Below are 19,205 nucleotides of genomic sequence, written 5' to 3' on the forward strand. Positions count from 1 at the left end.
GCAGCAGGCTGTCAGAACACGACGGTTTTGTTGCCGTGCACCAGCACCCGATCTTCCAGGTGATAACGCAGGCCACGGGCCAGCACCATCTTCTCGACGTCCCGACCGAAACGCACCATGTCGTCAATGCTGTCGCTGTGGCTGACGCGGACGACGTCCTGTTCGATGATCGGACCGGCATCCAGCTCTTCGGTCACGTAGTGGCAAGTAGCGCCGATCAACTTCACGCCCCGCATCGATGCCTGATGATACGGCTTGGCGCCGACGAACGACGGCAGGAAGCTGTGATGAATGTTGATGACTTTGTGAGCATATTCGCTGCACAACTCGGGCGGCAGGATTTGCATGTAGCGGGCAAGTACGACCACTTCGGCATCGTGCTGTTTGACCAGGCGCGATACTTCGGCGAAGGCCGGCTCTTTATCCTGCGGATTGACCGGGACGTGGTAATACGGAATCCCGTGCCACTCGACCATGCTGCGCAAATCGTCATGGTTGGAAATCACGCAGGAAATTTCGCAATCCAGTTCATCACTGTGCCAGCGGTGCAACAAGTCGGCGAGGCAGTGAGACTCGCGACTGGCCATCAGTACCACGCGCTTTTTCTGCTCGGTATCGGTGATGCGCCAGTTCATCGAGAACTCTTCGGCAATCGGTGCAAACGCTTCGCGAAAGGCATCGATACCGAAGGGCAGCGAATCGGCACGAATTTCGTGACGCATGAAGAACCAGCCACTGAGATTGTCCGAGTGATGGCTCGCTTCAGTGATCCAGCCGTTATGTGACGCCAGAAAGTTACTGACTTTAGCAACGATACCGACGCGGTCCGGGCAAGCAATCACCAGCCGAAAAGTGCGCATGAGGGTCAAACTCCAGAACTTCGCAAAGGCGGCCATTCTAGCGATTGCGCAGCAAAACTGCAGTATTGATGACGTCTTGGCCGGCACGAAGGTGGGCGACAGAGATTTTGCCAGCACCGCCTTCCCGCGCGATGGTGTTCCTGTTGCCCATCTTCAAGTGCACAATTGTGAATATCTGTGATGACCGCATCACACTATTTAACTACACCTGCAATTTATGCCCTATTTACCGTAACTAATTTAAATAAAACTACGGTTAATGTTTACTTGGTGAAACACCCTGACTATTATTGCCGCACTGTCACCTGCCATCCAGCGCCCCAACATAAGGTAGTCCTCATGTCCTTGATCAACGAATATCGCGCCACCGAAGAAGCTATCAAAGAGCTGCAAGCCCGTTTGAAGAACCTGTCCCAAGACGACAAACTGCAAACCGAGCTGGAATTCGAAGGCAAACTGCGCACCCTGATGGGCGAATACTCCAAGTCTCTGCGTGACATCATCGCGCTGTTGGATCCAGAGTCCAAAACCAAGGCGCCACGTGGCGGCGCAGTAAAAACTACTGGCACCAAGCGTGCTCGCAAAGTTAAGCAATACAAAAACCCGCACAACGGCGAAGTCATCGAAACCAAAGGTGGCAACCACAAAACGCTGAAAGAGTGGAAAGCCAAGTGGGGCGGTGACGTGGTTGAAGGCTGGGCTACCCTGCTGGGCTAAGCCGCAGAGTTTGTCGCAGACTCATCCGCGACAAAAAAGAACGCCAGCTGATGCTGGCGTTTTTTTATGCCCGGTATTCAGCCCCGAACATGTTCGTTTTCAAAGATTCAATCGTTTGCGCAATCCCTGGACATAATTCTGCCATTCATTCAGCACCTCCCGCTGAATCGATGTAGCACTAATGTTCCATTGGGCTGCGGCCTCTACAAAAGTGTCCAGCGTATTTGGCGCCCCCCATTCGGGTGCTGACAAACGTTTCTGACAGAATATTCGCCAGCGCTCTTGCTCTTCGAAACTCAACGTATCGGGGAAGTTGCGGGCGCGATATCGAAATAATAATTCAGGCAATCGTTCATCATCGAAAGGCCATTGTTGTTGCGCTAATTGAGCAGGGTCGGCAGACCTGACTTGCTCACATAGACGCCGATCCCGATCACCGATAAAACCATCGTATAACTGTTGCTCAGGGTCTTGGCTCGAGGTGAAGTCTTCGCTGGCATAAATCGCCTGGACTTTATCTCGCCAAACTTTTTGTGCGTCACTTAGCCGCAGCGCACGCTCTTGGTAGAGCGACATATCCAGCCCCAAACGTTGCTGGTCTTCAGAGCGAAGTACCGACAACGGCGCCACCACCGGGCATTTGTTGATGTGGATAAGTTTGAGCGGCACCGGCAATTCAACCTCGGCCAAGTCATCGCGGCGGGTATACAGCCGTTGGCGCAAGGTGTCGGCATCAAGATCGAGAAAGCCCTGAGGGTCCAGATGCAGGTCACAGACAATCAAGGCGTTCTTGTTGCGCGGATGCCAGGCCAGGGGCAGCACCACACCGACATAATTGCGCGCCGCCGAAAATCGGCCGGAGATGTGCACCATTGGCTGCAACAGCCGAATTTGATCCATCACCTTTTGTTTACCGCGCAACTGAAACAACCAGTCGTACAACTTCGGCTGTTTTTCGCGGATCAACCGCGCCAGGGCGATGGTGGCGCGAACGTCCGACAATGCTTCGTGGGCATTTCCGTGATCAATGCCATTGGCGGCGGTCAGGCGTTCGAGTTTGAGCGTAACCCGCCCCTCCTCGTCCTTTGGCCAAACGATGCCATCGGGGCGCAAGGCATACGCCGCACGCACCACATCGATCAGGTCCCAGCGACTATTACCGCCCTGCCACTCGCGCGCGTAAGGGTCAAAAAAGTTTCGGTACAGGCTGTAACGGGTCATCTCGTCGTCGAAGCGCAACGTGTTGTACCCCGCCCCGCATGTGCCGGGCGTAGCGAGTTGGGCATGCACCCGGGTCATGAAATCGGCTTCGCTCAGGCCCTGCTCGGCCAGTCGGCCGGGGGTAATACCCGTAATCACGCAGGCCGCCGGATGGGGCAGGATGTCTTCACTGGGCTGGCAGTAAAGGTTGACCGGCGCGTCTATTTCGTTGAGATCGAAGTCAGTGCGAATCCCTGCCATTTGTAGCGGGCGGTCGCAACGGGGGTTGATGCCAGTGGTTTCATAGTCGTACCAGAAGATAGAGGTCACGGGCTATTCCTGAACTGAAGATCGACGAAGTCTAGGCGTTCACATCCCGCCCCGGCCAGTAATCTCGTCATTCAATCAGCTCTCGCGACTTGCCGTGCACTACATAGTTATGTCGTTTCCCCCCGGGAGGCTGCTAGCATCGGCCAGACATCGAATCCCGAACAGGCCACATCAAGGTTGCCCATGCTCGAGACCACAGCACTGCCAAGGAAAGCGACGCTGTCCCCGCCACTGGATACGCGTTATCACGTCGAAACGCCGGAAGGCATCGACTTGCCCCTGCGCCCGGCCGGGTTGATGGTTCGTGCGTTGGCGTTCGCCATCGACCTTGGGCTGCGCGGGTTGATTATCGGCCTGCTGTTTATCGGGTTGGCGTTTCTCGGAAAACTCGGTGCAGGGCTCGGCTCGATTCTGCTGTTCGTGGTGAGCTGGTGGTACATGGTGCTATTCGAGGTGCTCAATCAGGGCCGCTCGCCAGGCAAACAATGGATGGGCCTGCGGGTGGTGCAGGACGATGGCACGCCGATCGGCTGGTCCGCTTCGCTGCTGCGCAACCTGCTGCGATTCGTCGACCTGTTGCCGTTTGGCTACTTCCTCGGCGCCATCAGCTGCCTGCAACACCCCACCTTCAAACGCCTCGGCGACCTGGCCGCCGGTACGCTGGTGATCTACCGCGAACAGCCGTTGACCCGACCGCAACTGCCCGACGTCCAGCCTCGGCGCCCGGCCTTTGCCCTGACGCTGGCCGAGCAACGCGCCATTCTCGGGTTTGCCGAGCGCCAGGGCGAACTCTCCGAAGCGCGCACGAACGAACTTGCGTCCATCCTTGCCCAACCGTTGCAAGTCTCCGCGCCACGCGCCGTGGCGGAACTCAATGGCATCGCCCGCGGCTTGTTGGGCCCCACATGAAGCAAAGCCTTTTCGAAAATCGCCACAAGGCCGAATGGGAGCAGTTTTCGCTGATGCTCGAACAGCTGGAGCGAGGCAAGGAAACCTCACGCATCGCCAGTTTCCCCAAAGACTATCGACGGCTCTGCCACCAGTTGGCACTGGCTCAGGAACGCGGCTACAGCAGTTTCCTGATCGACTCATTACAGCAACAAGTCTTGCGCGGGCATCAACAGCTTTATCGGCATCGCAGTCGACTGGGCGCCAACCTACTGAGCTTTATCCTGGCCGACTTCCCGCGCCTGGTGCGCGAACAATGGCGCTTTGTGCTCGCCGCCGGCCTGATGTTTTTTGGCAGCCTGATCGGCTTCGCGCTGCTGGTGTATCTGTTCCCGGACCTGGTCTACAACCTGATCCCGGCCGAGCAGGTCAGCGAGATGCAAGGCATGTACGACCCCGACGCCGGTCACCTGGGACGTTCGGCGGAACGCGCCGCCAGTGAAGACTGGGTGATGTTCGGTTACTACATCATGCACAACATCGGCATCGCCTTTCAGACCTTCGCCAGCGGTTTGCTGTTTGGTCTGGGCAGCGCGTTTTTCCTGTTCTTCAACGGTTTGATGATCGGTGCGGTGGCCGGGCACCTGACGCACATCGGCTTCGGGCAAACCTTCTGGTCGTTCGTGATCGGTCACGGCGCGTTCGAACTGAGCGCCATCGCCCTGGCCGGTGCTGCCGGCCTGCAATTGGGCTGGGCATTGATCGCACCGGGACGCCTGCCCCGTGGCGAAGCGTTGCGACTGGCAGCGCGCAAAAGTGTCCTGTTGATCTGCGGCGTCATGCTGTTTCTGCTGATTGCCGCGTTTATCGAAGCCTACTGGTCGTCGATGACCGCGCCGGCGCCAATGACCAAATACCTGGTCGGCGCGGCGCTTTGGTTGTTCGTGGCGACTTACCTGCTGTTTGCCGGACGAACCCGCCATGCGCCTGAGTGACGCCACGGTCGTGATCCGCCCGCGCACCACCTGGGAAGCCATGGACCTGGGCGTGCTGCTGAGCCAGCGCCATCGACGATTGCTGATGACCAGTTGGGCCATCATCACCTTGCCGATCTTCGCCCTGCTCACCTTGTTTCTGTGGGATTCACCCTCCCTCGCCGTGTTCATCTTCTGGTGGTTGAAACCGGCGTTCGAGCGACTGCCGTTGTACATCCTTTCCAAAGTAATGTTCGGTGAAACGCCCACATTGAAACAGGCAATGTGCCAATGGCCGCGGCTGCTCAAGCCACAACTGCTGGCCAGCCTGACCTGGCGACGGCTGAGCCTGAGCCGCAGTTTTGTGATGCCGGTGGTGCAACTCGAAGGGCTGAGTGGGCAGGCACGACAACAGCGTTTGCAGGTGCTGTTGCAGCGCAACGCCGGCGCGGCGCAGTGGCTGACAATCATCGGTGTGCATCTGGAAAGCGCGCTGTGGATTGGCTTGATGGTGCTGTTCTATCTGTTCTTGCCGCAACAGGTCGAACTCGACTGGAGCTGGCAGACCTTGATCACCGCCGCCACACAGGACTGGCGATGGCTGGAACACCTGACCAATGCTTTTTACGTGCTGGTGCTAATTGTCTGGGAACCGATCTATGTGGCCTGCGGCTTCAGCCTTTATCTGAATCGACGCACAGTGCTGGAAGCCTGGGACATCGAACTGGTGTTCCGCCGATTACGCCAACGCCTCAACGCCACGGCGGTCACTCTGCTGTTGGCCGCGATACTGCTGGTGCCGGCCGCACCCAACGTCTGGGCCGACGAGCCGCTGATCACGCCGGACAGCCCCCGCCTGCTGAATCAGCCGCTGACCAGTCAGGTGTCCAAAGACAGCATCAAGGCGATCCTCGATCAGCCCCCGTTCAAGAACAAGGAAACGGTGACCCGCTATCGGTTTGGCGAAGACAAACCCGACAACCGAACACCGGATGACGGGGTAACACCTGAATGGCTGAAGGCCCTGGTCAGTCTGCTCGACAGCAAGCGTTTCGGCTTTCTCGCCACCTTGATTGAAGTGCTGCTGTGGGGCGCCGTGATGGGCGCCATCGGCTTGCTGATCCGGCGTTACCGCGACTGGTTGCAGGCGTTCGTCAGCCGGCGGCCGGCGTTAAACCGTAAAGTCGCACGCCCACTGCCGCAGCAAGCTTTCGGTCTGGACCTGAATCGCGAAACCCTGCCCGCTGACATCGCAGCCAGCGCCGAAAGTCTCTGGCAAACCAACCCGCGCGCTGCCCTCGGGTTGCTCTATCGCGCTCTGCTCAGTCACTTGTTGCACGACCACAACATGGCGCTGAAACCCGCCGACACTGAAGGCGAAGTGCTGCAACGCGTCGAGCAACTGCACCAACCGGCCTTGCTCGCCTTCAGCAAAAACCTGACCGGGCACTGGCAGAACATGGCCTACGGGCATCGCCTGCCACCCGCGCATTTGCAACAGGAACTCTGTGACGGCTGGCGAACCTTGTTCGGCCCGGGAGCGCCCCGTTGAGCCGGCGGTTGTGGCTTTCGGTCGGCGTGTTCATCACCTTGCTGGTGAGCGTGCTGAGTGTTTATCTGTACCTGAAGGCCACACCCTATCAGGCAGAAATCGATCATGGCCCGTCCCCCGAAGCCCAGGCCAACCCGTATTTGGCCGCCGCGCATTTCCTGCGCAAACAGGGCCTGACCGTCAGCCACGCCAACAGTCTCGATATCCTGCCGACCCTCGATCCACGTCAACACAGTCTGTTGTTGCTCGGCGATCGCTACAACATGACGCCGCGTCAGATTGATCAAGTGATGAACTGGACCCGGGCCGGTGGGCGCCTGTTGTTTGTCGCCCAGTCGCTTTGGGATGAAAAGACAGGCCAGAGCAATGACCTGCTGCTCGACCGAGTGCCGTTGCACCAGTCGCTGAGCAAAGACCTCAAGGACCCACCGCCCAATATAGGCGACGACCCCTACCCCAAACTGACCAAGCTCTATCTGGAAGACGAAGACGCGCCGGCCTACGCCAGCTTCGATACCGCGTTCCATCTTGAGGACCCGAAAAACCTCGCGCAAGCCTGGGCCAACAGTGGCAAGGCCACGCACATGATGCAGCTGAGCCACGGGCTCGGTTCGATCACCGTGGTCACCGACGCCGACCTGTGGAAAACCCCGGCCATCGACCAATACGACAACGCCTGGCTGCTCTGGTACCTGACCGCCGACACGAACGTGACCCTGCTGTTCAACACCGATCACGACAGTCTGCTGACCTTGCTCCTGCGTAATTTCCCTCAAGCGCTGGTCGCCCTCATCGCCCTGATCGGTCTTGCGCTCTGGCATGTCGGGGTGCGCAATGGTCCGCTGCTGGAGCCGACTCCGAAAGGTCGCCGGCAACTTCAGGAACACCTGCGCGCCAGCGCCGATTTCATGTTGCGCCGCAACGGTCAGGACCACCTGCTACACGCCTTGCAACAAGACATCCTGCGTCGTGTGCGGCGCCGTCATCCCGGTTTCGAACAATTGAACGTTGCCGAGCAATGGCTGGTGCTCGCACGCCTGACCGGCCAACCCACACGCGCTATCAGCCAGGCCATGAGCCCACGACCGAAGCAGCGGCTGTCCAGCGCTGAATTCAGCCGTCAGGTCGCCCACCTGCAAACCTTGAGGAACACGCTATGAGTGAACAGATCGAGCCCGGCGTGCCATCCCACGCCGCCCAGCAACGCCAGCGCGCCAGTCAGTTGGCCCAAGCCGTGCGCAATGAGTTGCAGAAAGCCGTGATCGGCCAAAACACGGTAATCGACGACGTCCTCACCGCGCTGATCGCCGGTGGCCACGTCCTACTCGAAGGTGTGCCGGGGTTGGGCAAAACCTTGTTGGTGCGCGCCCTCGCCCGCTGCTTCGGTGGCGAGTTCGCACGCATCCAGTTCACCCCCGACCTGATGCCCAGCGACGTCACCGGGCACGCGGTGTACGACTTGCAGACCGAGCAATTCAAACTGCGCAAAGGTCCGCTGTTCACTAACCTTTTGCTCGCTGACGAGATCAACCGCGCCCCGGCGAAAACCCAGGCCGCGCTGCTCGAAGCCATGCAGGAACGGCAAGTTACCCTCGAAGGGCGCGCCCTGCCCATCGTGCAACCGTTCATGGTGCTCGCCACACAAAACCCCATCGAACAGGAAGGCACTTACCCGCTGCCGGAAGCCGAGCTTGATCGCTTCATGCTCAAGGTGCGCATGGACTATCCCGACGCCGATCAGGAGTTGAATATGGTGCGCCAGGTCAGCCGCTCGACCCGGGCCGACATGCTCGACGTGCAACCGCTGCGCACTGTGTTGCAAGCAAAAGACGTGATGGCCTTGCAGCGGATCGCCAGCGATTTGCCGCTGGACGATCAGGTGCTCGATTACGCCGTGCGTCTGGCCCGCACCACCCGCACCTGGCCGGGGTTGACCCTGGGCGCCGGACCACGCGCGTCCATCGCACTCGTACGTTGCGCCCGCGCCAGGGCCTTGTTGCGTGGTGGCGAGTTCGTGATTCCGGACGATATCAAAGGCTGCGCCCTGGCGGTGTTGCGCCATCGTGTGCGCATTGCGCCGGAGCTGGACATCGAAGGGCTGGACGTCGATCAGGTGCTCCGGCAATTGCTCGATCAAGTGCCGGCGCCGCGCCTGTGAACACCGTGATCGAAATCCGCGTCGCCCCAAGAAAAGATCGCAGCCTTCGGCAGCTCCTACGCCGAATGCGGTCTCCTGTAGGAGCTGCCGAAGGCTGCGATCTTTTCAGCAGGCAACACGGTGTCACACCATGAAGCCGTCCCGACTGCTGCTGATCTGGCTCGCAGTCCTGCTGGCCATCGGCATCGTGCTGGGCACTTTGCGGGCACTGGACATCGCAATTCCATCCAGCCTGCAAGCGATCAACTGGGGATTACTGTTAGCGCTACTGGCCTTGGCGATACTCGACGTCCTCCGCCTCAAACGCCTGCCCTCCCCCCGCGTGCAACGGCATATGCCTGGCAGCCTGGCGCTGGGTCGATGGGGTGAAGTGCGACTGGAGATCAAACATGACTTTGATCAACCATTAACCATACAGATCTTCGACCACGTACCGCACGGCCTGGACTTCGAACACCTTCCGTTATCCGTCGAACTGCAACCCGACCAGCGCAGCCACATTGGCTATCGCCTGCGCCCAATCAAGCGCGGCCACTTCACCTTCGAACACTGCGAAATCAACCTGCCCAGCCCCATGGGTCTGTGGGCCGGCAAACGCCTGCTGGACCTGACCGACCACACCCGCGTCTACCCGGACTTCGCCCGGCTCTACGGCGGGCAGTTGCTAGCGGTGGACAACTGGCTGAGCCAACTCGGTGTACGCCAACGCCAACGACGAGGCCAAGGTCTGGAATTCCATCAACTGCGCGAGTTTCGCGAAGGCGACAGCCTGCGCCAGATCGACTGGAAGGCCACCGCCCGCCAACGCACGCCCATTGCCCGTGAGTACCAAGACGAACGCGACCAGCAAATCATCTTCATGCTCGATTGCGGCCGCCGAATGCGCAGCAAAGACGGCGAGTTGTCGCATTTCGATCACGCGCTCAATGCCTGTTTGTTGCTCGCCTACGCCGCGTTGCGCCAGGGCGATGCCGTCGGTCTGAGCATCTTCGCCAGCGACACCCCCCGCTACCTCGCCCCGGTCAAAGGCACTGGCCAGCTCAACATCTTGCTCAACAGCGTTTACGATCTCGACAGCACACAACGCCCCGCCGATTACCAGGCCGCCGCCAACCAACTACTGGCTCGACAAAAACGCCGGGCGCTGGTGGTGTTGGTTACCAACCTTCGGGATGAAGACGATGAAGAACTGCTCACCGCCGTCAAGCGCCTGAGCAAGCAGCATCGGGTGCTGGTGGCGAGTCTGCGCGAAGATTTGCTCGACAGCCTGCGACGCGCACCGGTGCAAACCTTGCCGGAGGCGTTGACTTATTGCGGAACGGTGGATTATTTGAATGACTGGGCAGAACTCCATGAGCGGTTGAGTGCCCATGGAGTTCCAGTGGTGGATGCTCTACCCGGGGAATTGGGGGCTGAGCTGGTGACGCGGTATCTGGGTTGGAAAAAAGCCGGAATGATGTAACGGTACTTAGAATAGAAAATAGCTGCTTCACGACCTCGATAGGAAGTGATAGTGGAAGTGAAACCTAAGGATGCGATGCAGCGGTCAAATCCTTCCCATAATAGTTTTGAGCATTGGTCATAACCAACAAGCGTTTAGCTCTACATCGAGGAATAAATCATGGATGAGAAAAATCTATTCACTGCAGTGCTAACCCAGATCCATCAGAACCAGTTGGCAATGGGTGCGGCAATAGAAGAACTAACCAATTTGGTGGAGAAGCAAGGGGCTACTGAAGTCGCAGATACCATCCGAGCGGCGCTCCAAACGCTAGATCGAAACCAAGAATTTATCTCTCTGGCGCTTATCTCTGTTTCCACCGACTTTAAAGAAGTACAGCCCCCGAAAAAACCACATTCTGATGAGTGATAAAACATTCAACACTCGCAAATATCGCTCGACAAACTCTCAAAACTGTCGGGCGCATTGCGATGAAAAAGCTTTGGTGGCATGTCAAATGTTCATCGTTGGACAGTTGCTCTTCTCTTTTCCTACCTGAATATTCGAGCAAACGACAATGCCTACAAAACCAAGCGCCTCTGCCTACAACTAGCAGCGGCCTTGGCTGACTATTGAAGATGGCCGTCCAACCTTAAGGTTCTCCTGTCGCTACCCATCAGCGATCCAAAGGAGCTAACCCTATGTTCAAACCTCTACCCGAAAAACTCGAATCCATCCCCCGTTCGCCCTACGTCACCCTCGATCCTAAAAAGCTCCACGCCGCCGCCAAAAAGGCTCTGAAACACCACCTCAAACAAAACAACACCCAAAACCGCTTTACCGACGAACGCACCACCGAGGAAAGAGCCATGAAGATGTTTGCCGTCGCCCCAGATGCAAATCCCGAGGAACTGCTGATCCAGACTTTCGAAACCTATTCATCAGTCGGTATCTTGCTACTGGACCTGGCCGAAGGCCTCGAAGATAAAGATCGTCACCTAGCGATGGCAATTTATCAATTGAGTGAGTTGGGGTTGTTGTTGGTGGAGAAGACTTTGAATAACGAGCGGGCGATTGCTACGGCATAACCTTTAATATTGGCCGTCTGGTCTGACGCCATCGAGAGCAAGCTTCCTCCCACAGGTTTCTGCGGTGAACACAATTTTTGTGAACGACGCTAAACCCTGTGGGAGCTGGCTTGCCTGCGATAGCAATAGTGAAGTCACCGCAGCACTCAGGCAGAGGCAGGCAACGGCTGAAAACTGAAGTACCGCTTCAACGCACTCACCAATTGCCCATACTCCGGCGGTGCCCGTTGCAGGCTGAACCCGGCGTCGTAGTGGTGAGGGGTCGTGTCTTCATGGCACCACAGGCAACACGCCTGAAGATCAATGACCTGCATGCAGCCATTGCTGGCGGGGATTTTCAGGCGCAAATCGAAATCGGCGCCGATCATCATCGGCAACTGACTGATCAGCATCAGCCCGTCTTCGGACACGTTGCCCAGAAAGCCGATAGGTTTGTCGGTGACGCTGTTGAACACTCTTAGAAAATACGGCAATTGATGCCGCTCGATCCGGCGGTCAGTGCACATGTGCAAATGGCCCAGCAAGGCCCTTAAGCAGGGCCGCACTAATGCTTCGGAACGGGCCTGCTTCTATCTCTGCTTCTATTTCCTATAAACAGGCATAGACAAAGGCGCGCTCTCCCCGATCCCGGAGCGACAGCCCACAAAACCGCTGCCGCTGACGTCTGCCGATCACAGGTGTTACGTCGATTAGAGACGAGGCTCTAAAACCGATCTATTCGACTATAGCTCACCACCGCCGGTGAGCCAGCCATTGAGGCTAATGCCAATCAGTTAAGCAGTTTCAGTGTGATGCACATTTTGTAGCAGCTGACGAGCCCGCGAGGCTGCGTTCGGCTGCGAAGCAGTCGTAAAATCAGAGCCTGCAGTGCATCAGGTAGACGCGCGTCATCCGGACTCACGACTGCTTCGCAGCCGAACGCAGCCTTCGGCAGCTGCTACAGATCGCATTACGGATTAACTGCCTGGCATTAGCCATTGAGGCTGCCTTCAATCAGAACCGGGTCGGGCGCACGACCGCAGCACTGCGCATCGGATAGTGGCCCAGTGACTGCAAGGTTTCCAGGCGGGCGCGGGCGCGGAAGGCGTATTCACTTTGCGGGTACGAGGCGATGATGAACTGGTAGGTTTGCGCCGCGTCGACAAACAGTTTCTGACGTTCCAGACACAGCCCGCGCATCATCGACACTTCCGGCCACACATAAGGCCGCGCGCGGCTCGCGCGTTCGACTTTTGACAGTTCGAGCGTTACTTGCTCGCAGTTGCCGCGGTCATAAGCCTTGTAGGCATTATTCAAATGATGGTTCATCGACCAACGGGTGCAGCCCGTGACGCTAATAACGGCGAGGGCAAGGGCGGCAATGGGCACGAATCGCATGAGGGTTCTCCTGTCTTGAGCTCTGTATCGACCCGTTGGCGGAAATCTTCAGGAATGTTCGTTTCAAAAAACAAACGAATAACAAAGCTCTTCACAAAAAGTAGTGCACATGAACAATGACTACACCCATGGAGCATAGTAGCCTCACTCAGCGCTTGAACTCAGGAGTCTATGCATGTCCGTCCGTCGCACCAAAATCGTCGCTACCCTTGGCCCGGCCAGTAACTCGCCGGAAGTTCTCGAACAGCTGATTCTGGCTGGCCTGGACGTCGCCCGCCTGAACTTCTCCCACGGCACCCCCAACGAGCACAAGGCTCGCGCGAAGCTGGTGCGTGAACTCGCTGCCAAGCACGGCCGCTTCGTCGCCCTGCTGGGTGACCTGCAAGGCCCGAAAATCCGTATCGCCAAATTCGCCAACAAGAAGATCGAGCTGAAGATCGGTGATCAATTCACCTTCTCCACCAGCCATCCTCTGACCGAAGGCACCCAGACCGTCGTCGGTATCGACTACCCGGATCTGGTCAAGGACTGCGGCGTAGGCGACGAGCTGCTGCTCGACGACGGCCGCGTGGTCATGCGCGTTGATACCGCCAATGCCACCGAGCTGAATTGCACCGTGCTGATCGGCGGTCCGCTGTCCGACCATAAAGGCATCAACCGTCGCGGTGGCGGCCTGACCGCACCGGCCCTGACTGAAAAAGACAAGGCCGACATCAAGCTCGCTGCGGAAATGGAAGTCGACTACCTCGCCGTGTCCTTCCCGCGTGACGCCGCCGACATGGAATACGCCCGTCAACTGCGCGACGAAGCCGGCGGTACTGCCTGGTTGGTGGCGAAGATCGAACGTGCTGAAGCCGTGGCCGACGACGAAACCCTCGACGCGCTGATCAATGCATCCGACGCGGTCATGGTGGCTCGTGGTGACCTCGGTGTGGAAATCGGTGACGCCGAGCTGGTGGGCATTCAGAAGAAAATCATTCTGCACGCACGCCGCCACAACAAGGCTGTGATCGTCGCGACCCAGATGATGGAGTCGATGATCCAGAACCCGATGCCGACCCGTGCTGAAGTGTCCGACGTGGCCAACGCCGTGCTCGACTACACCGACGCCGTGATGCTCTCGGCTGAAAGTGCTGCTGGCCTGTACCCGCTGGAAGCCGTGCAAGCCATGGCACGCATCTGCATCGGCGCTGAAAAGCACCCGACCAGCAAGACCTCCAGCCACCGCATCGGCAAAGTCTTCGAAAGCTGCGACCAGAGCATCGCCCTGGCAGCCATGTACACCGCCAACCACTTCCCGGGCGTGAAGGCGATCATCGCGCTGACCGAAAGTGGCTACACGCCGTTGATCATGTCGCGCATCCGTTCTTCGATACCGATCTACGCGTTCTCCCCGCACCGCGAAACCCAGGCCCGCGCGGCCATGTTCCGTGGCGTCTACACCGTACCGTTCGACCCGGCATCGTTGCCGCCTGAGCAAGTCAGCCAGGCCGCGATCGACGAGTTGCTCAAGCGCGGCGTTGTGGAGAAAGGCGACTGGGTCATCCTGACCAAGGGCGACAGCTACCACACCATCGGCGGCACCAATGGGATGAAAATCCTGCACGTTGGCGACCCGATGGTCTGAGTGATCGACCGCTGAAAAACAAAAGCCCCGCCATGTGAATGGCGGGGCTTTTTGGTTTCCGGTCCGGAAGGTGTGGTGCCTGGACTGACGCCTTCGCGAGCAGGCTCGCTCCCACAGTTGATCTGCGTACACCACAAATCCCCTGTGGGAGCGAGCCTGCTCGCGAAGGGGCCGGCCCAGTCATCGCATTATTTAATGCCGGTTGATAAACCCCGACAACGCCGCAATCGCTTCCGGCGAGCGCAGCCTCTGGGTAAACAGCGCGCCCTCTTCTTCTATTGCCTTGCGCAACAACTCCCGGTCCGGGGCTTTCATCAATTGCTTGCTGATGCGCACCGCTTCCGGTGGCAGCGACTCGAAACGCAACGCCATCTCCCGCGCCTTGGCCAACGCTGCTTTGCCATTGTCCAACGCTTCAGTCGCGATCCCCCACTGCGCAGCCTGCTCACCACTGAAGCCTTCACCCAACAGCAACAACCCGGCGGCTTTGGCCTGCCCGAGCAAACGCGGCAGGATCAGGCTGGAGCCGAACTCAGGGCACAATCCAAGATTGACGAAAGGCATGCGAAGGCGCGCATCGCGACTGACATACACCAGATCGCAATGCAGCAACATCGTCGTGCCAATGCCCACCGCGGCGCCAGCCACGGCGGCGATCACCGGTTTGCGGCATTCGAGCAGGGTGAGCATGAACTGAAACACCGGGCTGTCGAGGTTGCTCGGTGGTTGTTGCAGGAAGTCGGCGATGTCGTTGCCGGCGGTGAAGCATTCGGTAGAGCCGGTGATCAGCACTGCATTGATTTCAGGATCGGTATCAGCCTGTTTCAGCGCTTCGGCCAAGTGGCTGTACATGGCGCGGGTCAGGGCGTTTTTCTTGTCCGGACGGTTGAGCCGCAGCGTCAGCAGGCCGCGTTCGCGCTCAAGTTGGATGGCATCGCTCATGGTGGGTCCCGTATCGAAAATCAGCGCTCAACCACGGAGAACAAAGACATCCGCCAGCAGTTGATTGCGCGGCAATCCCGCCAGGTATAAGCGCCGGGCAAAAGCATCGACGCTGTCGGGGGCCCCGCAGAGTAAGGCCAGGGTTTGCCGGGAAACAAGCCGCAGTTGCGCCAAAGCCTCTGGCAACTCGGCCGCCGTCCACAGCTCGATGCTCAGGTTCGGGCGGCTGGCTGCCATGGCTTGCAGGGGTTTGGCCAGGTAATGCGCCTCGGCATCATGGGCCAGATGAATAACACGGATGGCGCCTTGGTGATCCTGACGCAACGCTTCACGCAAGACGCCGAATAACGGGCCCAACCCGGTACCGGCAGCCAGCAACCACAGGGGGCGGACGTTCCAGTCCGGGTCGTATTGCAATGCCCCGCCGCGTAACTCGCCGAGACGGACCGAGTCGCCGATTTTCAATTGACGGGCAGCATCGCTGAACGCCCCCGGCTGGCGACAATCGAGATGAAACTCCAGAAAACGGTCTTCATCCGGCAGGCTGGCCAACGAATACGGGCGGGCCACGTTGCCCGTCCACAACACCAGATGCTGCCCGGCGCTGTAGCGCAAAGGACGCTCGGGGGTCAGGCGCAGTCGCAACACGCTGGCGCTCAACCAATCGACAGCCGCCACTTCGGCCGGGCGACCGTCCTGTTGTGGATCGAAGGTGTGCACCTGCAAGTCCTCGATCACCTGACACTGGCACGCCAGGCGCCAGCCTTGCTGACGTTGGTCTGCGCTCAGGGCATCGGGACGGCTGTCACTCGGCAGACCTTGAACACATTGCACCAGACAGGCATGGCAACTGCCGGCGCGACAGCTGTAAGGCACAGACACGCCGTTTTGATTCAAGGCATCGAGCAAATTGCTGCCCGCCGTCACTGACCATTGGCGTTCGCCGACCCGTAACTCAGGCATCGACGTTTTCCCACGCCGCCGCGCAACGATTGCGACCGTCTCGCTTGGCGCGATAGAGCGCCTGATCGGCGCGCTGCAAGGCATCGTCGAGATCGTCGCCCAGTTCGAGCAACGTCATGCCTGCCGACAAACTGAGATGGCTGACGTTGAGGCCGATCAGTTCGACATCCGTGAACGCGATGCGCAGCCGCTCGCAACATGAGGTCAGGCGTTCGGCGTTGCAGTCAGGCAGCAGCACCACGAATTCTTCACCGCCGTAACGGGCCAGAACATCACCCTCACGCAAGCAGGCGGTGGCCACGGCGGCAAAGGCTTGCAGCACCTGATCGCCTGCGGCGTGGCCGTGCACATCGTTGATCCGTTTGAAATGGTCGAGGTCGATCAGCGCCAGGCCATGCACGACATCGGCGTCCATGGCGTTCAGTTCACGGGAGGCCAGGCGCAGGAAATGCCGGCGATTGAATAGCCCGGTCAGTTCGTCAGTGGCCACCAGGTCTTCGAGCTGGCGCATCATCCCGCGCAGGGTGTCCTGATGCGCCTGCAAGGCAAATCGGCGCTGGCGCATGCGTTGACGCGAGGCCTGGACGTAACGGGCATAAAGCTCCAGCCAGACCAACACGATGAGCAGCACGCACACCTGCAGCGCGGCCAACGCCGGGTCGGGTAACTGGAGCTGGTAGCCCTCCCACAGCGTGACGGCGCTGAAACTGAAAAACACCAACAGCGCGCACCGTAGAAAGGCCAGGCGCGAAAGATGAAACAACCCGAACAGCAGAATCAGCACGTAGAACACCAGAAACGCGCCGCGTGCCTCATCCAGATGCGCGATCAGCCAGGTTTGCCAGCCCAGCCCCAGCAACACTTGCGCTTCGGTCAGGCTGGGGTCGGAAAAACGCAGGTTGAAGCCGCTGTAAAACAGCGCAAACAACGCTGCCTGACTAATCACCACCAGCGCACTGCCGATGGCCACGTTGGCCAAGGGTTGAACATAATGACCCGTGAAAAACGCCAGCCACAGCAGCAGCAAAGCCAGGGCGTAGGTGCCGGCTGCGAGGGCGAAGCGTTTGAGTAACAAGCGCTGGATGGCGTTATGGGTCAATCGTTGACTCACCGTGCGAAGGGAGGCTGCTTGAGTGTCCTACTCTACAGTCCGAATGCCACTTTAGTAGCGTGCCTGATAAATGACCATTCAATTTTCAGGGCGGAAAACTGGCGTCAAAGCCATGACCCCAACTAACCGATTACCTGTGGCGAGGGGATTTATCCCCGTTCGACTGCGAAGCAGTCATCAATCCGACACACGCGTTATACCTGACGCACCGAGGTGCAGCTTTCGGGGCGGCTTCGCCACCCAACGGGGATAAATCCCCTCGCCACGAGATTGACTACCGGCGCGTGTACCCGCCCCCGAGGCGCGGTATACTGCCGCGCCTTTTTAGCGTCGCGCCAGCAGCCCCGGCGTGCCTTGAAAGGTGCTTGCAACCGACCGATGCACCCAAGCTGCAAGCACCTTATTGAATGTTCCCGTCTTTTAGAGGAGCGCGACTCATGACCGTGATCAAGCAAGACGACCTGATTCAGAGCGTTGCCGACGCCCTGCAGTTCATTTCCTATTACCACCCCGTTGATTTCATCCAGGCAATGCACGAAGCATACCTGCGCGAAGAATCGCCGGCAGCTCGCGATTCGATGGCGCAAATCCTGATCAACTCGCGGATGTGCGCCACCGGCCACCGCCCGATTTGCCAGGACACCGGTATCGTCACCGTCTTCGTCCGCGTGGGCATGGACGTGCGCTGGGATGGCGCCACCATGGGCCTGGACGACATGATCAACGAAGGCGTGCGCCGGGCTTACAACCTGCCGGAAAACGTTCTGCGTGCCTCGATCCTCGCCGACCCGGCGGGCGCTCGTAAAAACACCAAGGACAACACCCCGGCCGTGATCCACTACTCCATCGTTCCGGGTAACACCGTGGAAGTGGACGTGGCGGCCAAGGGCGGCGGTTCCGAGAACAAGTCGAAAATGGCCATGCTCAACCCGTCCGACTCGATCGTCGACTGGGTGCTCAAGACCGTTCCGACCATGGGCGCCGGCTGGTGCCCTCCGGGCATGCTCGGCATCGGCATCGGCGGCACCGCCGAGAAAGCCGCGGTGATGGCCAAGGAAGTGTTGATGGAGTCCATCGACATCCACGAGCTGAAAAAGCGCGGCCCGTCCAACCGTATCGAAGAGATGCGTCTGGAACTGTTCGAGAAGGTCAACCAACTGGGCATCGGCGCCCAGGGCCTGGGTGGCCTGACCACCGTGCTCGACGTGAAGATCATGGATTACCCGACTCACGCCGCCTCATTGCCGGTGTGCATGATCCCGAACTGCGCCGCCACCCGTCACGCGCACTTCGTGCTCGACGGTTCCGGCCCGGCCTCCCTTGAAGCGCCACCGCTGGACGCCTACCCGGAAATCGTCTGGGAAGCCGGCCCGTCGGCTCGTCGCGTCAACCTCGACACCCTGACCCCGGAAGACGTGCAGAGCTGGAAGCCGGGCGAAACCGTCCTGCTCAACGGCAAGATGCTCACCGGTCGCGACGCTGCGCACAAGCGCATGGTCGAGATGCTGAACAAGGGTGAAACCCTGCCGGTGGACCTCAAAGGTCGCTTCATCTACTACGTCGGCCCGGTTGATCCGGTGCGCGAAGAAGTGGTTGGCCCGGCTGGCCCAACCACGGCAACGCGGATGGACAAGTTCACCCGTCAGATCCTCGAGCAAACCGGCCTGCTGGGCATGATCGGCAAATCCGAGCGCGGCCCGACCGCGATCGAAGCGATCAAGGACCACAAAGCCGTTTACCTGATGGCTGTCGGCGGCGCGGCTTACCTGGTGGCGCAAGCCATCAAGAAATCCCGCGTGGTGGCGTTCGCCGAACTGGGCATGGAAGCGATCTACGAGTTCGACGTGAAAGACATGCCGGTGACCGTTGCGGTGGATAGCAAGGGTGAGTCGGTCCACATCACCGGTCCTGCCATTTGGCAGAAGAAGATCAGTGAAAGCCTGGCGGTGGAAGTGCAGTAAGCACGACCTCGCGCAG

At 59.1% G+C, this 19,205-nt stretch carries 19 protein-coding genes; 12 read left to right on the top strand and 7 right to left on the bottom strand.

The window, feature by feature from the left end:
* Positions 1–11 precede the first annotated feature (11 nt).
* The gene (gene purU / locus ACYZTX_RS24250; RefSeq protein ID WP_074879520.1) at positions 12–860 is read right to left on the bottom strand and encodes a formyltetrahydrofolate deformylase; all 849 of its coding nucleotides are present in this window, start codon (positions 858–860) and stop codon (positions 12–14) included.
* On the opposite strand from purU, the gene ACYZTX_RS24255 reads away from it, so the two are divergent.
* The gene (locus ACYZTX_RS24255; protein ID WP_462036159.1) at positions 859–1,041 is read left to right on the top strand and encodes a hypothetical protein; all 183 of its coding nucleotides are present in this window, start codon (positions 859–861) and stop codon (positions 1,039–1,041) included. The genes purU and ACYZTX_RS24255 overlap by 2 nt on opposite strands.
* A 158-nt stretch (positions 1,042–1,199) precedes the next feature.
* A complete protein-coding gene (mvaT, locus tag ACYZTX_RS24260; RefSeq protein WP_007933316.1) occupies positions 1,200–1,577 on the top strand; it encodes a histone-like nucleoid-structuring protein MvaT in 378 nt (125 codons plus the stop codon).
* A gap of 99 nt (positions 1,578–1,676) precedes the next feature.
* On the opposite strand, the gene sbcB is transcribed toward mvaT, so the two are convergent.
* The gene (sbcB, locus tag ACYZTX_RS24265; RefSeq protein ID WP_462036160.1) at positions 1,677–3,107 is read right to left on the bottom strand and encodes an exodeoxyribonuclease I; all 1,431 of its coding nucleotides are present in this window, start codon (positions 3,105–3,107) and stop codon (positions 1,677–1,679) included.
* 183 nt (positions 3,108–3,290) lie between these two features.
* Here sbcB and ACYZTX_RS24270 point away from each other — a divergent pair, with 183 nt between their 5' ends.
* From ACYZTX_RS24270 to ACYZTX_RS24305, 8 genes are all read left to right on the top strand, one after another.
* A complete protein-coding gene (locus ACYZTX_RS24270) occupies positions 3,291–4,016 on the top strand; it encodes an RDD family protein (RefSeq protein ID WP_462036161.1) in 726 nt (241 codons plus the stop codon).
* Positions 4,013–4,990, top strand: coding sequence for a stage II sporulation protein M (locus ACYZTX_RS24275; protein ID WP_462036162.1), 978 nt, complete (start codon positions 4,013–4,015; stop codon positions 4,988–4,990). Before ACYZTX_RS24270 ends, ACYZTX_RS24275 begins: the two co-directional genes overlap by 4 nt.
* Positions 4,977–6,521: a DUF4129 domain-containing protein gene (locus ACYZTX_RS24280; RefSeq protein ID WP_462036163.1), complete on the top strand. Its 1,545-nt coding sequence runs from the start codon at positions 4,977–4,979 to the stop codon at positions 6,519–6,521. The genes ACYZTX_RS24275 and ACYZTX_RS24280 overlap by 14 nt, the downstream gene beginning before the upstream one ends.
* Positions 6,518–7,681, top strand: a complete 1,164-nt coding sequence (locus ACYZTX_RS24285) for a DUF4350 domain-containing protein (protein ID WP_462036164.1) — start codon at positions 6,518–6,520, stop codon at positions 7,679–7,681. Before ACYZTX_RS24280 ends, ACYZTX_RS24285 begins: the two co-directional genes overlap by 4 nt.
* Complete coding sequence (locus tag ACYZTX_RS24290) at positions 7,678–8,679, top strand: AAA family ATPase (protein ID WP_462036165.1); 1,002 nt, start codon at positions 7,678–7,680, stop codon at positions 8,677–8,679. Before ACYZTX_RS24285 ends, ACYZTX_RS24290 begins: the two co-directional genes overlap by 4 nt.
* A 130-nt stretch (positions 8,680–8,809) precedes the next feature.
* Positions 8,810–10,141 (top strand): DUF58 domain-containing protein, encoded by a 1,332-nt coding sequence (locus tag ACYZTX_RS24295; RefSeq protein ID WP_462036166.1) that lies wholly within the window; start codon positions 8,810–8,812, stop codon positions 10,139–10,141.
* A gap of 159 nt (positions 10,142–10,300) precedes the next feature.
* Positions 10,301–10,549, top strand: coding sequence for a hypothetical protein (locus ACYZTX_RS24300; RefSeq protein ID WP_462036167.1), 249 nt, complete (start codon positions 10,301–10,303; stop codon positions 10,547–10,549).
* Between the two features lie 272 nt (positions 10,550–10,821).
* Positions 10,822–11,208 carry a DUF6124 family protein gene (locus ACYZTX_RS24305; RefSeq protein ID WP_462036168.1) on the top strand — a complete coding sequence of 129 codons (387 nt, stop codon included), beginning with the start codon at positions 10,822–10,824 and terminating at the stop codon, positions 11,206–11,208.
* A 146-nt stretch (positions 11,209–11,354) separates the two neighbouring features.
* Here the strand turns inward: ACYZTX_RS24305 and ACYZTX_RS24310 are convergent, their stop codons facing one another.
* Complete coding sequence (locus tag ACYZTX_RS24310) at positions 11,355–11,714, bottom strand: PilZ domain-containing protein (protein ID WP_462036169.1); 360 nt, start codon at positions 11,712–11,714, stop codon at positions 11,355–11,357.
* A gap of 487 nt (positions 11,715–12,201) precedes the next feature.
* Positions 12,202–12,585 carry a tetratricopeptide repeat protein gene (locus ACYZTX_RS24315; protein WP_462036170.1) on the bottom strand — a complete coding sequence of 128 codons (384 nt, stop codon included), beginning with the start codon at positions 12,583–12,585 and terminating at the stop codon, positions 12,202–12,204.
* A 175-nt stretch (positions 12,586–12,760) separates the two neighbouring features.
* Here ACYZTX_RS24315 and pyk point away from each other — a divergent pair, with 175 nt between their 5' ends.
* A complete protein-coding gene (gene pyk, locus ACYZTX_RS24320; RefSeq protein WP_462036171.1) occupies positions 12,761–14,212 on the top strand; it encodes a pyruvate kinase in 1,452 nt (483 codons plus the stop codon).
* Between the two features lie 192 nt (positions 14,213–14,404).
* Here the strand turns inward: pyk and ACYZTX_RS24325 are convergent, their stop codons facing one another.
* The 3 genes from ACYZTX_RS24325 to ACYZTX_RS24335 are packed head-to-tail and all read right to left on the bottom strand — an operon-like array spanning position 14,405 to position 17,216.
* Positions 14,405–15,154 carry an enoyl-CoA hydratase-related protein gene (locus tag ACYZTX_RS24325; RefSeq protein WP_462036172.1) on the bottom strand — a complete coding sequence of 250 codons (750 nt, stop codon included), beginning with the start codon at positions 15,152–15,154 and terminating at the stop codon, positions 14,405–14,407.
* 27 nt (positions 15,155–15,181) lie between these two features.
* Positions 15,182–16,117 (bottom strand): iron-sulfur-binding ferredoxin reductase, encoded by a 936-nt coding sequence (locus ACYZTX_RS24330; RefSeq protein ID WP_462036173.1) that lies wholly within the window; start codon positions 16,115–16,117, stop codon positions 15,182–15,184.
* The gene (locus ACYZTX_RS24335) at positions 16,110–17,216 is read right to left on the bottom strand and encodes a GGDEF domain-containing protein (protein ID WP_462036174.1); all 1,107 of its coding nucleotides are present in this window, start codon (positions 17,214–17,216) and stop codon (positions 16,110–16,112) included. Before ACYZTX_RS24335 ends, ACYZTX_RS24330 begins: the two co-directional genes overlap by 8 nt.
* A gap of 449 nt (positions 17,217–17,665) precedes the next feature.
* On the opposite strand from ACYZTX_RS24335, the gene ACYZTX_RS24340 reads away from it, so the two are divergent.
* On the top strand, positions 17,666–19,189 hold the full coding sequence (locus ACYZTX_RS24340) for a fumarate hydratase (RefSeq protein WP_057960547.1): 1,524 nt from the start codon (positions 17,666–17,668) through the stop codon (positions 19,187–19,189).
* The last annotated feature ends 16 nt before the right edge of the window (positions 19,190–19,205 follow it).

Source organism: Pseudomonas sp. MDT1-17 (assembly GCF_054898105.1).